13 protein-coding genes are annotated in these 14,415 nt (G+C 47.3%); 11 read left to right on the top strand and 2 right to left on the bottom strand.

The window, feature by feature from the left end; translation table 11 throughout:
* Positions 1-33: 33 nt before the first annotated feature.
* The 3 genes from AC0TWI_RS16850 (at position 34) to AC0TWI_RS16840 (ending at position 3,173) form a co-directional block, all read left to right on the top strand.
* Positions 34-1,668 (top strand): Na/Pi cotransporter family protein, encoded by a 1,635-nt coding sequence (locus tag AC0TWI_RS16850; RefSeq protein WP_488127505.1) that lies wholly within the window; start codon positions 34-36, stop codon positions 1,666-1,668.
* A gap of 113 nt (positions 1,669-1,781) precedes the next feature.
* On the top strand, positions 1,782-2,489 hold the full coding sequence (locus tag AC0TWI_RS16845; RefSeq protein ID WP_488127504.1) for a pseudouridine synthase: 708 nt from the start codon (positions 1,782-1,784) through the stop codon (positions 2,487-2,489).
* A gap of 87 nt (positions 2,490-2,576) precedes the next feature.
* On the top strand, positions 2,577-3,173 hold the full coding sequence (locus tag AC0TWI_RS16840) for a TVP38/TMEM64 family protein (protein WP_488127503.1): 597 nt from the start codon (positions 2,577-2,579) through the stop codon (positions 3,171-3,173).
* 43 nt (positions 3,174-3,216) lie between these two features.
* Here AC0TWI_RS16840 and AC0TWI_RS16835 read toward each other — a convergent pair whose 3' ends face one another.
* Complete coding sequence (locus AC0TWI_RS16835; protein ID WP_488127502.1) at positions 3,217-3,348, bottom strand: hypothetical protein; 132 nt, start codon at positions 3,346-3,348, stop codon at positions 3,217-3,219.
* Between the two features lie 148 nt (positions 3,349-3,496).
* Between AC0TWI_RS16835 and AC0TWI_RS16830 the strand changes: the two genes are divergently transcribed.
* From AC0TWI_RS16830 to AC0TWI_RS16815, 4 genes are read left to right on the top strand one after another with little or no spacing between them, the layout of a single operon-like run.
* Positions 3,497-3,922, top strand: coding sequence for a type IV pilus modification PilV family protein (locus tag AC0TWI_RS16830; protein ID WP_488127501.1), 426 nt, complete (start codon positions 3,497-3,499; stop codon positions 3,920-3,922).
* Complete coding sequence (locus tag AC0TWI_RS16825; RefSeq protein ID WP_488127500.1) at positions 3,919-4,353, top strand: PulJ/GspJ family protein; 435 nt, start codon at positions 3,919-3,921, stop codon at positions 4,351-4,353. Before AC0TWI_RS16830 ends, AC0TWI_RS16825 begins: the two co-directional genes overlap by 4 nt.
* A 2-nt stretch (positions 4,354-4,355) precedes the next feature.
* On the top strand, positions 4,356-5,906 hold the full coding sequence (locus AC0TWI_RS16820; protein WP_488127499.1) for a DUF7305 domain-containing protein: 1,551 nt from the start codon (positions 4,356-4,358) through the stop codon (positions 5,904-5,906).
* Between the two features lie 18 nt (positions 5,907-5,924).
* Complete coding sequence (locus AC0TWI_RS16815) at positions 5,925-6,407, top strand: hypothetical protein (RefSeq protein ID WP_488127498.1); 483 nt, start codon at positions 5,925-5,927, stop codon at positions 6,405-6,407.
* Between the two features lie 39 nt (positions 6,408-6,446).
* Here AC0TWI_RS16815 and ggt read toward each other — a convergent pair whose 3' ends face one another.
* A complete protein-coding gene (ggt, locus tag AC0TWI_RS16810) occupies positions 6,447-8,153 on the bottom strand; it encodes a gamma-glutamyltransferase (RefSeq protein WP_488127707.1) in 1,707 nt (568 codons plus the stop codon).
* A gap of 522 nt (positions 8,154-8,675) precedes the next feature.
* Between ggt and katA the strand changes: the two genes are divergently transcribed.
* The 4 genes from katA (at position 8,676) to gndA (ending at position 14,343) form a co-directional block, all read left to right on the top strand.
* The gene (gene katA / locus AC0TWI_RS16805; protein WP_488127497.1) at positions 8,676-10,142 is read left to right on the top strand and encodes a catalase KatA; all 1,467 of its coding nucleotides are present in this window, start codon (positions 8,676-8,678) and stop codon (positions 10,140-10,142) included.
* Between the two features lie 112 nt (positions 10,143-10,254).
* Positions 10,255-11,469: a threonine synthase gene (locus AC0TWI_RS16800; RefSeq protein ID WP_488127496.1), complete on the top strand. Its 1,215-nt coding sequence runs from the start codon at positions 10,255-10,257 to the stop codon at positions 11,467-11,469.
* A 69-nt stretch (positions 11,470-11,538) separates the two neighbouring features.
* Positions 11,539-12,759 (top strand): dicarboxylate/amino acid:cation symporter, encoded by a 1,221-nt coding sequence (locus AC0TWI_RS16795; RefSeq protein WP_488127495.1) that lies wholly within the window; start codon positions 11,539-11,541, stop codon positions 12,757-12,759.
* 168 nt (positions 12,760-12,927) lie between these two features.
* Complete coding sequence (gene gndA, locus AC0TWI_RS16790; protein WP_488127494.1) at positions 12,928-14,343, top strand: NADP-dependent phosphogluconate dehydrogenase; 1,416 nt, start codon at positions 12,928-12,930, stop codon at positions 14,341-14,343.
* Positions 14,344-14,415: the final 72 nt, after the last annotated feature.

Genomic DNA, 14,415 nt, shown 5'->3' with positions numbered 1-14,415 from the left:
TTGTTGTCTAACCTATGATAAAGGAATGAAGACATGAATTTACAATTGTTATTATTCACCTTTTTTGGCGGCTTGGGAATTTTTCTATATGGAATCAAGTCGATGGGAGATGGATTGCAAAAAGTGGCAGGTGATGGACTGAGGGACCTGCTGGACCGGTTCACAACAAAGCCGATCATGGGGGTATTGACTGGAATCATCGTCACAGTGCTATTGCAGACAAGCTCGGGCACGACGGTTCTCACAATCGGATTAGTAACAGCAGGCTTTATGACATTAAAACAGGCGATTGGCGTCATCATGGGTGCCAATATCGGAACGACGACGACGGCCTTCATCATCGGCATTAACATCTCGGAGTATTCCCTGCCAATCATCGCACTTGGTGCGTTTTTAATTTTTTTCTTTAAAAATCATAAAGTTAACAACTTTGGCCAGGTTTTCTTTGGCTTCGGGGCCTTATTTTTCGGTCTGAGCCTAATGGGGGATGCGATGTCTCCTCTGAAAAACGCCCCTGCCTTTACAGACCTGACTGTGAAAATGAGTGATCATCCATTGCTCGGCGTCGGAATCGGTATTCTCTTTACTGTAATCGTCCAAAGTTCTTCCGCAGCGATCGGGTTATTGCAAACATTGTTTGATCAAGGCGCAATCGATCTATATGGTGCACTGCCGGTTCTTTTCGGGGACAATATCGGCACGACCATCACCGCAGTCCTTGCTGCAATCGGCGCATCTGTTGCGGCCAAACGGGCGGCGTTGACCCACGTGATCTTTAACGTGATCGGGACGGTGCTCGTCATGATTCTCTTTATCCCATTCACCCATTTTATCGAATACATACAGGCTTCCATGGGCTTGAACCCGCGCATGACGATCGCCTTTGCCCATGGGACGTTTAACGTAGCCAACACCATTATCCAATTTCCATTTATCGCCGGTCTCGCTTGGCTTGTGACGAAACTTGTTCCAGGCGAAGATACGACGATCGAGAATAAACCGATCCACTTGGGTGAACAGTTTATCCGCCAATCGCCATCCGTTGCACTTGGCCAAGGGAAGAAAGAAGTGCTGCGCATGGCCGAACTTTGTGAAAAAGGGATGGAAGAAATAAAGCAATATTATAAAACACATCAGAAAAAGCATAGGGAACTGCTTCCCCAGGTAGAAGATGCCCTCAACAATCTTGATAAAAAAATTACCGATTATCTTGTGCAGATTTCCTACCACTCTCTGTCGGATCATGATTTGCATAGTCACCATGCCTTGATGAACACAGTGATCAACTTGGAGCGGATCGGCGACCATATTGAAAACATTATGGAACTGGTCGATCATCAAATTGCAAACAAGGTGAAGTTCTCAGACACCGCACATGAAGAGCTTGATGAAATGTTTGAATTGACCTTCGCGACGATCAGACAAGCAGTCCAGGCACTTGAGCTAAACAACGCTGAACAGGCAAGGGCTGTCCTCCAAAAAGAAAAGCTGATTGACAAGATGGAGAGGGACCTTCGAAAGAAACATATTATCCGCCTGAATGAAAACCGCTGCTCAGGAACAGCAGGGATCGTTTATCTCGATATTGTCAGCAACCTCGAAAGAATCGGCGACCATGCGGTCAACATTGCCGATGGTGTGTTGCAAGATGATCATGCGATAAGGTGACCATGGCTGCTGGAGGGGACCCCCTCCCGGCAGCTTTTTTCGTTGTCTGGAAGTTGTCCTCCCGCCCTGCACTGGAATACAATGAGGGTACGCATCAAATTCAGGAGGATATTATGAGACTGAACCAATATATAAGCTCAACGGGTCTTTGCTCTCGGCGGAAAGCGGATGAGCTGATCGGTGAGGGACGGGTGAAGGTGAATGGAGAGATCGCACCTGTCGGCCTGACGGTCGAGGACGGGGACATCGTCGAAGTGGATGGTAAACGGCTTGAAAAGACGGAGAATGATGTATATATTGCTCTGCACAAGCCGGTCGGCATCACTTGCACGACAGAGCGCCATATAAAAGGCAATATCATCGATTTTATCAACTACCCAAAGCGGATTTTTCCAATCGGCCGCCTCGATAAAGATTCAGAGGGCCTGATTCTGCTGACAAACGACGGGACTATCGTCAACGAAATTTTGCGGGAAGAAAATGAGCATGAGAAGGACTATGTCGTTACGGTAGACAAAAAACTGACGCCTGATTTCATTGAAGGCATGGCCAATGGTGTAAAAATCTTTAATCCGGTGCGAAAAGAGTACACCGTCACCAAAAAATGCAAAGTCCGGCAGACTGACAGCCGGACCTTTCAAATCACGCTATCACAGGGCCTCAATCGGCAAATCAGGCGGATGTGCTCACATTTTGGCTATCATGTAGTCAAATTAAAAAGAATCCGGATTGCAAATATATCATTAGAAGGCATCCCAAAGGGAAAATGGCGCCGTTTATCGAAAGAAGAAGTGGAAGGGCTTCGGACCCGCGAAAAGTAAACCGGCCAGGCTCTAAATATACGGAATCGGGGAGGAGTACCCATTAAATCACTTATAAAATCGGTTTCGTTTCTTGCTGGCGTTATCTTGATTGTTTGGCTTGTCCGTTCTGAGTGGTTCACGGTCATCCGGACAGGCGATATGGACAAGATCGAAATGTATTTTGATATGCGGCCTTCGGCTGGCCTGCTGATCACTTTCATCCTGATGGTGATCCAAAATTTCATGACGCTCATTCCTCTGTTTCTCATCATCACCATCAATTTGTTTTTATTTGATTTTTGGGGCGGCTTTTTCTGGAGCTGGCTGACGAGTGTAGTAGCCGGTAGTATCGCCTTTTGGCTTTATCGCTATTGGCTTCATGATTTTATCTCCCGTAAAGTGAAAAAGGAGCTAATGGAGAAACTGCAGAAAAACAGCTGGGCTGTCGTATTCTATTTACGTGTCCTGCCTATCGCTCCGACAAGCTTGATCAATATGGCGGCAGGGGCAAGTTCGATGAAACTGGGCCAGTATGCAGCGGCCACAGCACTCGGCAATCTGGTTCATATTTTCGTGGCAAGCCTGATCATCAATGGCGTCATGTCCGCAGACTTTGAATACTATGTGCTGCTCGGTTTGTTCGCCATCCCTCTTGCCGTATATGCAGGAATGAAACGCAGAAAACGCCGTCTTTCAAAGTAAAGAGCCTGGAAACATGAAGTTTCCAGGCTCTTTACTTATTGCTTTATTTTCGCCCGCGTCCTGCTTTTGAACCCAGGCTTGAAAACTGATCCGCCAGCTTCTGTCTGGAATCCTTGTTGCGCAAGAGATAGGCAGCACCGAGTGCCAAAGTTGTCATCGCCAATTTGTTCTTCATTGTTCTGCCTCCTTCGGAATCAATTTCATATAGGTTATGTTCCCGGCTAGAGGGATACATAAACTATCATTTTTTGCGGTAAATATCTCCATCTCCCGTGGTACAATGGATACAACCAAAAGGACCTAATTCTGAAAGGGTGAACGAAGTGCCTGTGCGAGACAAACGTTTTGATCAAGCAGGAATGACGTTAATTGAAGTACTTGCATCGATCGTCATCCTTGCTATTGTTATTCTTTGCTTTACAGCATTCTTTATTCAATCGGCAAAATCAAGCAAATTGGCAGAAAGAAAATTGGAAGCAACCTATGTGGCCCAAGCAGAGATGGAGAAGATCTATGGGTTGAGTGCCCAAGATGAACCTGTACCTGCCGAGACGGGTATGACGGGAGAACTAGGGTATCGATTAGAGGATGGTTTATATATCAAAGTGGATCACGGATATCAAATAGAGGTTGATATTGGTGGTTCGGGGGATAGCCGAGAGGTATATATCAAGGTAAAGGAGCCAGATTCTTTGGTGTTAAAGGCAAGCATGGAGACGAGAATGGACTGGGAGGAGAGTAGCCCATGAAAAAGCTAATCACTGACAGTCGGGGCGTCACCTTGGTAGAAGTACTGGCCGCCATCACCATTGCCTCCATCATCCTTGTGCTCATCGCCAATGTCCAGCTGTTCGGCCAAAAAGAATTTGTAAATGAAAATAAACAGCTCAGCCACCAGGCAGATGTCCGGCTTGTGTTGAAAATGATGACACAGGATATCCGAAAAGCGAATGCGGCGGAAGTAACTGGAAATGGAAGAACACTTAAAGCGGGAACTGCTATTACTTATCAATCCAAAGAAGATGGTATATATAGAGATGGAAAACTGTTAGTGGAAAATGCATCATTTCATGTCGCAAAATTAAGCGATGGAGTTGAAATCCTTGTTCAAACGGCAAAGGATGCACGTGGTGAAAAAGTGGAAGTTTCCACGATAATCAATACTCGGGTTGGTGATTAACAGTGATAAATACACGTCGTTTTACAATAAATGAACAGGGCGGCACTCTCGTTTTCACTCTGCTTATAGCTACCTTATTCACCGTATTGGGCCTTGCGCTCCTTAGCCTAATGGTCAGCAACATGAAAATGACAACCCGAGAGCAGGACGATCAAGGGGCATATTATATTGCCGAAGCGGGAATTGTAGATGAAATGAGCGAAATAAAAGGAGTAGTTCTTGCTGAAAATAACGCATTTATGAGAGAGTATGGTGCAAGGATCAGAGAGCAATTGAAAAAGAATCCTGCAGCCGATCTGAGCGGATTCAAAAGTATATTTTTTAGCAGGGTTGAAGATAAAATCCTGCCTGAAGAACGTAAACAACGTTCTTATAGGAAAACAAATTCTCAGGCTGATATAAGTGTAAGCGGCAGCTCTGGCAGCTATTTGCTCACCTCTGAGGGTTACCATTGCCCCAAAGAGGGAAGCTGCGACGGCCCAGCTGAGAATACTCCTACGCGTAAAGCGGAAAAAACATTTACGGTTGACTGGAAAATAACTGGCGATGGAGAGGGGGGGGGAAACCCTAACTTCCCAAGAGATATGGCGGTGTTTGTCGAGAACGATATACAATTGACAGGAGGAGCGTCCATCCAGGGCGGGGTCGGCTCGAACTCGACAAAAGCCAATACACTTATTCTTGATGGTGGAGCGAATATTTCGGGTTCAGTTTATTTGCCTGGTGGTCACAGTCCAAATGCTATCAAAAAACCGGATTATATTGAAAAGCCCAACGTCCTGACAGGTCAGACCCAAACATTGGAGCTTCCCTCGTTCCCAGATATTCCGAAATTTAAAATCCCTGCTAATGAAACGATAAAAAATAACAGCGGGAATAAGTACGAGGTCATCCAGAACGGAAATCTGCGGGCGGATAATTATATCTCCAATGGCTACGTTCTGAAAATGAAAGATAGCTTACAATTTAATTCAATTTTACTAAACAGCAATTATACATTGGTGATTGACGCTGGTAATGAAGACAGATCAATTGTAGTCGATCACTTGGATGTAACGAACGGCCATATCAAATTGGTTGGCAGCGGAAAATTAACCATTTATGTCCGGAATAAAATCACTATCAGTTCCGGAAGTACAATCAACAACTCTGGTTCTACTGATAAGCTTGATATCTACTATGCAGGGGCTGAGAAACTTTCCATGGCTGGAGATACAAAAATTTTCGGCTCTCTCTATGCGGAAAAAGCGAGTATAGAGATGTCTGGAAGCGGAGGATTTCAGGGGAATATCCTCACAGGCGGGTCAAGTGTTAAAATCAATGGTGGGGCAAAGGCTACCTCCTCACTGTTGTTTGCTCCAAACGCAGATGTAGAATTGAGCGGCGGCGGGTTCGTTAAAGGTATGATCATCGGCAAGAACTTCACTGCTGACGGGGGGACTAAAGTGATTTACGCAGATCATACCGGTGACTTGCCAGGCGGACAACCTGCGTTACCGGAAGAGGTTAGTCCAGATGATTTAATCACTCAAGACCCAGTCAAAGAAACATAAAAGAAACGGAGAATCCACATGCTTACATTTGAAGAAAAACAAGCGATCATTGCTGACTTTCCAGAGCTGACGAAAAAAGAGGTTTCGATGAAGCGGCTCAATTATCATTATGAGGACAGCTTGTACGAGAAGACGATCGTCGTCTACCACTTGCATCCGAACGGAAACGGTTTTGTCTATGTCGGCGATCTGCCTGGATACGATTCGGATGAAAAAGGCCTCGTCAACATCCGGGAGGCATCGGAACAGGAGTTGCGAGATATGATTTCCGCTTCCATCCGGTATTTGTCCGACGAAGATACAGCGGCGGAGCCGGAAGAGGCAGCGGACGAAGAGAAGAGCCAGACTTGGACGAACCGGAACGGCCAGTCGGTCACACTCGCCCATGAGCATGAGCTCTGGAATGTGTATGCTGGTATGAATTTAGAGGAAAGCTTTGAATCCCCGGTAGAGGCGGAGCGCTATTTGCGGGAAGAAGGCTTCCGGCCTACGAGTAAATGATGAAAACAGGGACTGCCGTTGCGGCAGTCCCTGTTTGTTTTACTTTGCTGTTGTGTTTCCTAAGCCGATTGCCGAGCCTTCGCGGCTAGAGTCGGCAGCCCCGTGATAGAGTCCGGTTTCCGGATCGATGAGTATCGCCTGGACATTGCCGATTTCACCTGGTTTTTCCTCCCACTTATGCCCCATGAGCATCAGGCGGTTCCGGCTTCGCTCGGAAATGCCCTCCTCCCAACGAATATTCGGATACTGATTGCTGTAAATCCGAGGTTCCTCGATTGCTGATTTCAAATCCATGTCGTAGTCGACGACGTTCAAAATGGTGTGGAACACCGAGGAAATGATTGTCGGCCCGCCTGGAGAACCTACCGTCATATACGGCTTTCCATCCTTCAGCAGCATCGTCGGAGACATGCTGCTGAGCGGCCGTTTCCCTGGCTGCACTTCATTGGAGCCGCCTGGAACAGCATCGAAATCAGTCAGCTCATTGTTCAGCAGGATGCCATACTCAGGCACCATAATGCCGGTACCGAAAAGCATTTCAATCGTTGTTGTATACGTGACGATATTGCCCCATTGATCTGCGACCGTGAAGTGAGTTGTTTGGCCAATCGGCTTTTCGTCATTTTGGTCGACAATCTCTGGTTTCTTGCCCTCTTCGTATTTCCAAGGGTCTCCCGGCTTCACGTCTGCCGATACTTTTTTAAGGTCAATCAGGCTGCTTCTCTCCTTGATATACTCTGGGTTAAGCAGTCCTTTTTCCGGGATATCGACAAACTCGGGATCGCCCATATAAGCGCCGCGGTCCGCATAAGCAAGGTGCATCGCTTCAGTCAGCAGATGATATTTCTCCGGAGAACGAATGCCGTAATGCTTCATATCAAAAGGTTCCAGCAGCTTTAAAATCTGCAGTACAGTCAAGCCGCCAGAGCTTGGCGGCGGCATGGCTGCCACTTCAAAGCCACGGTAGTCCGCCATCAATGGCTTATCCACTGTAATTTTGTATTTTCCGAGATCATCCGCAGTCATTGATCCGCCGAACTCCTGGACAGTCTTGGCAATTGCATCTGCAATTTCACCTTTATAAAAGACATCCTGTCCATGCTGCTGGATTAGGCGGAACGTTTTTGCGAGGTCTTTCTGCAACAGCAAGTCTCCCTCTTTCAGCGGTTCTCCCTCTGGAAGGAAAACTTCCTTCGCTGCTGATTTTGCCAGCTTGTCCTTGTTTTCTTCAATTGCATCGGCAAGCACCCAGTTCACTTTAACCCCCTTGTCGGCAAGCTGGACAGAAGGCTCCAGCAGCTGATCGAAAGAAATGGTACCCCAGCGGTCATGAGCGGAGTACAGACCTGCAAGCGTCCCGGGCACTCCGACCGCATTTCCATTTGTATGGCGGGCGAAAAACTCGATCGGTTTCCCGTTCTCATCAAGGAACATGTCGGGCTTTGCGCCTTCCGGGGCTCGCTCCCGGCTGTTAATAATTGAAATCTCTTCTGTTTTTCCGTCATACACCATCATAAATCCGCCGCCGCCGATTCCGGACATCATCGGCTCTGCTACATTCAAGGCAAACTGCATAGCGATGGCCGCGTCAATTGCATTTCCACCTTGTTCCAATACGGCAGCTCCGATTTTGGAAGCCTCAGGATGAGCGCTTACGACCATGCCCTTGTCGCCGACGGCCGTCTGGCCTGTCCATTCTTCACCTTTGGCAGCGTTTACAAATTGCTGTGGAGAAAACAGTAGCATGGATAAAGTGAAGATAAAAGTAAAAATAGTAAGGCTGATTCTTTTCAACTTCATTCCCCCTTGCTAAGATTGGTTTCTCTTTTATCTTACAAAAAGATAGGGGGAAGGACAATTTTAAAAAATCTGATAATGGTGTTTCTTTTGGACTAGCAAACAAAGGTTCCTGCCAAAGACAGTTTATTAATTAGAGTGCTCGAATAAAAGGTCATGTCTCCCTGACATAATCAGGAATCTTTCTATGTAAAAAGATAAAGTCCCCCCTTCCCGAATTAGGAGAAAGCGCTCAGTAGAGAGGAATAATGAATTGCAGTCTGCAGCATATGAGAAAGTGGATGAATAATTGATAATTAGTATGAATAGCTGTATGTAAATGAACACATAAATGCCTGTTATACAGTATATGCAAAGCGACTAATGATAATTATTATAAATAAATACAGATTATCACTTGAAAACTTATATTACCTTTGATATGATCTAAACAAGCAAACGAGCTATTAATAGAAAAGGCGGGGATGATTCATGACGAATGAGAAGAAATTGACGACAAGCTGGGGTGCACCTGTAGGGGATAATCAGAATTCCATTACAGCAGGTTCAAGAGGCCCTGTTCTTATCCAAGACGTTCACCTGCTGGAGAAGCTTGCACATTTTAACCGAGAACGGATTCCGGAACGGGTCGTCCATGCTAAAGGAGCCGGAGCACACGGCTATTTTGAAGTGACAAATAATCTGACAAAATATACAAAAGCCAAATTTTTATCAGAGGTGGGCAAACGGACTCCGATGTTCATCCGTTTCTCTACTGTGGCCGGCGAACTCGGCTCCGCAGATACAGTGAGAGACCCACGGGGCTTTGCGGTTAAGTTTTATACTGAAGACGGAAACTATGACCTTGTCGGCAACAATACGCCGGTGTTTTTCATTCGTGATGCCATCAAGTTTCCTGACTTTATCCATACACAAAAAAGAGATCCGCGCACACATCTGAAAAACCCGACTGCAGTCTGGGATTTTTGGTCACTTTCCCCTGAGTCGCTCCATCAGGTGACCATCCTGATGTCCGATCGCGGTATCCCGGTGACGTTCCGCCATATGCATGGCTTCGGAAGCCATACGTTCAAATGGGTGAACGAGGCAGGCGAGGGTGTCTGGGTAAAATACCACTTTAAGACTGAGCAAGGCGTGAAAAATCTGGATGCGGCCTTGGCGGATAAGCTCGCTGGGGAAAATCCTGATTATCATACGGAAGATTTGTTCAATGCGATTGAAAAGGGAGATTTCCCTGCGTGGAGACTCTACGTACAAATCATGCCGCTGGAAGACGCCGATACGTACCGGTTTGACCCGTTTGATGTAACAAAAACATGGTCTCAGAAAGACTACCCGCTAATCGAAGTGGGACGAATGGTCCTTGACCGCAATCCAGAAAACTATTTCGCCGAAGTGGAGCAGGCTACATTCTCTCCAGGCACATTCGTTCCAGGGATCGAGGCATCCCCTGATAAAATGCTCCAAGGGCGCTTGTTCGCTTATCATGACGCCCATCGCTACCGAGTCGGCACGAACCATCAAATGCTGCCGATCAACCGCGCGCGCAATGAAGTGAACAATTATCAGCGAGATGGCGCCATGAGATTCGACTCCAACGGCGGAGGCTCCGTCTATTACGAGCCGAACAGCTTCAGCGGACCGAAGGAAACCCGTGAAAACAACGTCACCCCGTTTGCTGTAGCAGGAAACGCGGACAGCGTCTCTTACGATGAGCATGACCACTATACACAGCCTGGGGATCTCTACCGTTTGATGACGGAGGAACAACGTACACGCTTAGTTGAAAATATCGTTGCTTCGATGAAGCCAGTCAAGAGTGATGAGATCAAGCTGCGCCAAATCGGCCACTTCTATAAAGCAGATCCGGAATATGGCCTCCGGGTTGCTGAAGGCCTTGGACTGCACGTGCCAGCCGAGGAAGTTACAACAAAATAATGAGTCAGGGAAGCTTCGGCAGCCAGATGTGCTGCCGGAGCTTTTTTCGTTTGGCGAAAGGACTGATAAAATCCTTTGATACAACATATACCAACTTATAAGGGGGGATGTCATGAAAAAGAAATTCAGTTATGTAAAAGGTTTGCATTGCCCGGTCTGTTCACGTACGTATAACGGAGACGGATTCCATCATCTTTGCAGCTGTGGTTCCCCGCTGCTCACAGATTATGATTTGGATGAGCTAAAAGAAACGTGGACAAAGGAAGATCTTCAAGAGAGACCGCCTGTGCTTTGGCGCTATCATGAATTGCTGCCTGTCTTGTCGGAAGAACATATTATCACGCTGGGCGAAGGAATGACCCCTTTACTCCCGATGGCAAAGGCAGGGGAGGATATGGGGATCGGATCCCTTCTCATGAAGGACGAAGGCATCATTCCGACAGGAAGCTTCAAGGCGAGAGGGGCGGCTGTCGGAGTATCGAAGGCGAAGGAATTGGGGGCCGAAGCACTGGCGATGCCGACGAATGGCAATGCGGGAGCGGCTTGGTCACTGTATGCGGCGCGTGCCGGGCTGGCGGCGATCATTGTCATGCCGGAGGAAGCACCGGATATAACGAGAACAGAGTGTGCCATCTCGGGAGCGGAGCTATATCTTGTAAATGGCCTGATCAGCGATGCAGGGGCAATTGTCGGGGACGCAGTCCAAGAGCACGGTTTGTACGATGCATCCACATTGAAAGAGCCGTATAGGATTGAAGGGAAGAAAACGATGGGGCTGGAAATTGCCGAGCAGCTGCAGTGGCAGGTGCCGGATGTCGTTATTTATCCTACCGGGGGCGGAGTCGGGCTGATTGGCATTTATAAGGCGTTCAAAGAACTGCAGGAACTAGGCTGGATTGAAGGCGAAAAAATGCCGCGATTCGTCGCCGTTCAGGCGGAAGGCTGCGCCCCGATTGTGAAGGCTTGGGAACAACGGGCCACCCATTCCGAATTCTGGGAAAGCTCTGAGACGGTTGCTTTTGGCATCAATGTTCCAAAGGCGATCGGGGACTTTCTCGTACTGGAAGCATTGTATGAGACTGAAGGCTGCGCCATCGCGATAGCGGATGAAGACATGCTTTCCGAACAGTCGCTTATTGCTAGAGAAGAGGGAGCTTTCATCTGCCCCGAGGGAGCCGCCGCATTTTCAGCGGCAAGAAAATTGCGTGAGGCAAATTGGATAAAAGCTGATGAAACGGTCGTTGTCTTGAACACTGGTGCCGGAATCAAGTACGCTGATACGTTCAAAATCGAGTATAGACATATAGAAAAAGGAAAGAAAATTTAGAATTTTTGGTTTGAAAGCACTTGAGAGCGGTAACATAGTAGTTAAAAAGTGGGCAGGGGAGGTACTTCCGTGAAAAAAAGCTTTGTCATACAGATCATTGTCGCTTTTATTCTTGCTGTTATAACTGGTGTAGCTTTTGGGGAAAAGGCAGCGTTTGTCCAGCCCTTGGGTGATTTATTCCTCCGATTGATCAAATTCATTATCGTTCCGCTAATATTATCCACCATCATTGTCGGTGTAACAGGGGCCGGCAGCTTGAAAAAGCTCGGGAACATTGGCTGGAAGACAATTGTCTATTTTTTGGCGACCAGTCTGGTAGCTATTTTTATCGGACTTGCTGCAGGCTTTGTCTTTTCACCAGGAACCGGCACAAATGTGACTCTTGAAGAGGGAACAGCGGAAGCTGCGGCTTCTGAAGGAGTCATTGCCACACTGCTGAACATCATTCCGACCAATCCCATTGAAGCGCTGACTACCGGTTCGGTGCTGCAAATCATTTTCTTCGCCATTTTTCTTGGCATTGGAATTACGATGGTCGGGGAAAAAGCAAAACCGGTCCAATCTTTTTTTGAGGGCCTGTCAGAAGTGATGTACAAAATCACGGGCCTGATCATGAAGCTTGTGCCAATCGGGATATTCGGCCTTCTCGCTCCGATTGTTGGCACATACGGCCTATCCGTTCTATTGCCGCTCATGAAGGTGATCATCGCTATGATTGTCGGAGTGATCGTCCATGTCGCCATCACATACTCACTCGCCATCAAAACGCTCGGCAAGATGAGTCCCATCACATTTTTGAAAGGGATTTTCCCAGCGGCATCTGTTGCCTTCGCAACATGCAGCAGTTCGGGGACATTACCGGTAACGATGAAGAATACCCAGGAAAACCTTGGTGTTTCCAAAGAAACGAGCAGCTTCGTCCTACCGCTCGGCGCAACGATCAATATGGATGGGACCGCCATATATATGGGGATTACGACGATGTTCATTGCCCAATATTTTGGTGAAACGCTGTCAGTAGGACAGTTGCTCACTGTTGCTTTGATGGGGACACTCGCTTCGATTGGAGCTGCAGGTGTTCCGGGGGCAGGGCTGATCATGCTGACGATGGTACTGACCGCTGTCAATCTACCGTTGGAGGGAATTGCACTTATCGCCGGAATCGACCGCATCCTCGATATGTTACGAACTTCTGTTAATATCGTCGGTGATGCTTCTGCTTGCGTCGTCGTTGAAAATTCTCTGAAGGAGCCCGATATTTCCATCGAGCAGGGCCAAACTGTTTCCTAATTGTAAAAATCACCGCATTTTTTGCCGGAAAGGGAGAAAATGCGGTTTTTGTTTTGGAAGCCGTTACATAATACGTAATAGGCGAAATACGGGCGGCCATTCTATATAATAGGATGTAGTTGTGATAAACTAACCGTAATCTTGTTTAGGACAAAGGAGGAAATATGCATGTCAGCACAGCAGATTGGTGTAATTGGATTGGCGGTAATGGGAAAAAACCTGGCATTGAACATTGAAAGCCGCGGCTACTCAGTAGCTGTTTACAATCGTTCTTCTGAGAAAACAACAGACTTCCTGGAAAACGAAGCTAAAGGGAAAAATGTTGTAGGTGCTTTTTCAATCGAGGAGTTTGTCAACTCGCTTGAGAAACCTAGAAAAATATTGCTGATGGTCAAAGCGGGAGCAGCAACGGATGCAACCATTGCTTCACTGAAACCGTATTTGGAGAAAAACGATATTTTGATCGACGGCGGCAATACATACTTCCAGGATACAATCCGTCGTAATCAGGAGCTTGAGGAAGCTGGCATCCACTTTATCGGCACTGGCGTTTCGGGCGGGGAAGAAGGGGCACTCAAAGGTCCTTCCATCATGCCTGGCGGACAGAAAGAAGCCTACGATCTTGTCGAGCCGATTTTAAAATCTATTTCCGCAAAAGTAAACGGGGATGCTTGCTGTACGTATATCGGACCAAACGGAGCAGGTCATTACGTGAAGATGGTTCATAACGGCATCGAATACGGCGATATGCAGCTTATTTGTGAAGCATATTTCTTTATGAAGGAAGTTCTTGGCTTGGATGCGGATGAATTGCATAAAGTATTCTCCGAGTGGAACAAAGGCGAACTCGACAGCTATCTGATCGAAATCACTGCCGATATTTTTGCTAAAAAAGATGAAGAAACAGGCAAGCCGCTTGTCGAGCTGATTTTGGATACAGCAGGACAAAAAGGTACCGGAAAGTGGACGAGCCAGAATGCGCTTGACTTGGGTGTGCCGCTTCCGCTTATCACAGAATCTGTTTTTGCCCGTTTTATCTCTGCGATGAAAGAAGAGAGAGTCGCGGCAAGCAAAGTTCTTCGCGGACCAGAGACGGCTCCGTTCAACGGCGACAAAGAAGAATTGATCGAAGCGGTTCGGAAAGCATTGTATATGAGCAAAATTTGTTCTTATGCTCAAGGCTTCGCTCAACTCCGCGCAGCATCAGACGAATATGGCTGGGATCTTCGCTACGGCGACATCGCGATGATTTTCCGCGGAGGCTGCATCATCCGTGCCCAATTCCTGCAGAAAATCAAGGATGCTTACGACCGGGATCCTGAAATTGCGAACTTGATGCTCGACCCTTATTTCAAAGAAATCGTCGAGAGCTATCAGCAGCCGCTCCGCAAAGTCGTTTCAGCTGCTGTCGAAAGAGGAATCGCTGTTCCAGGATTTGCAAGCGCAGTTGCCTATTACGACAGCTACCGCACAGCTACCCTGCCGGCAAACCTGCTTCAGGCACAGCGCGACTACTTCGGTGCACACACATACAATCGTATCGACAAAGAAGGCACTTTCCATACAGAGTGGATGGAAGGCTAACAAAGCAACCCCCTGGTCTGCATCGGACCAGGGGGTTGTTTTGTTACGCTTGAAAAATAAAGCCGGGACACA

Source organism: Lederbergia sp. B243.17, assembly GCF_057657925.1.
This window is presented reverse-complemented; position numbering and strand designations above follow the sequence as displayed.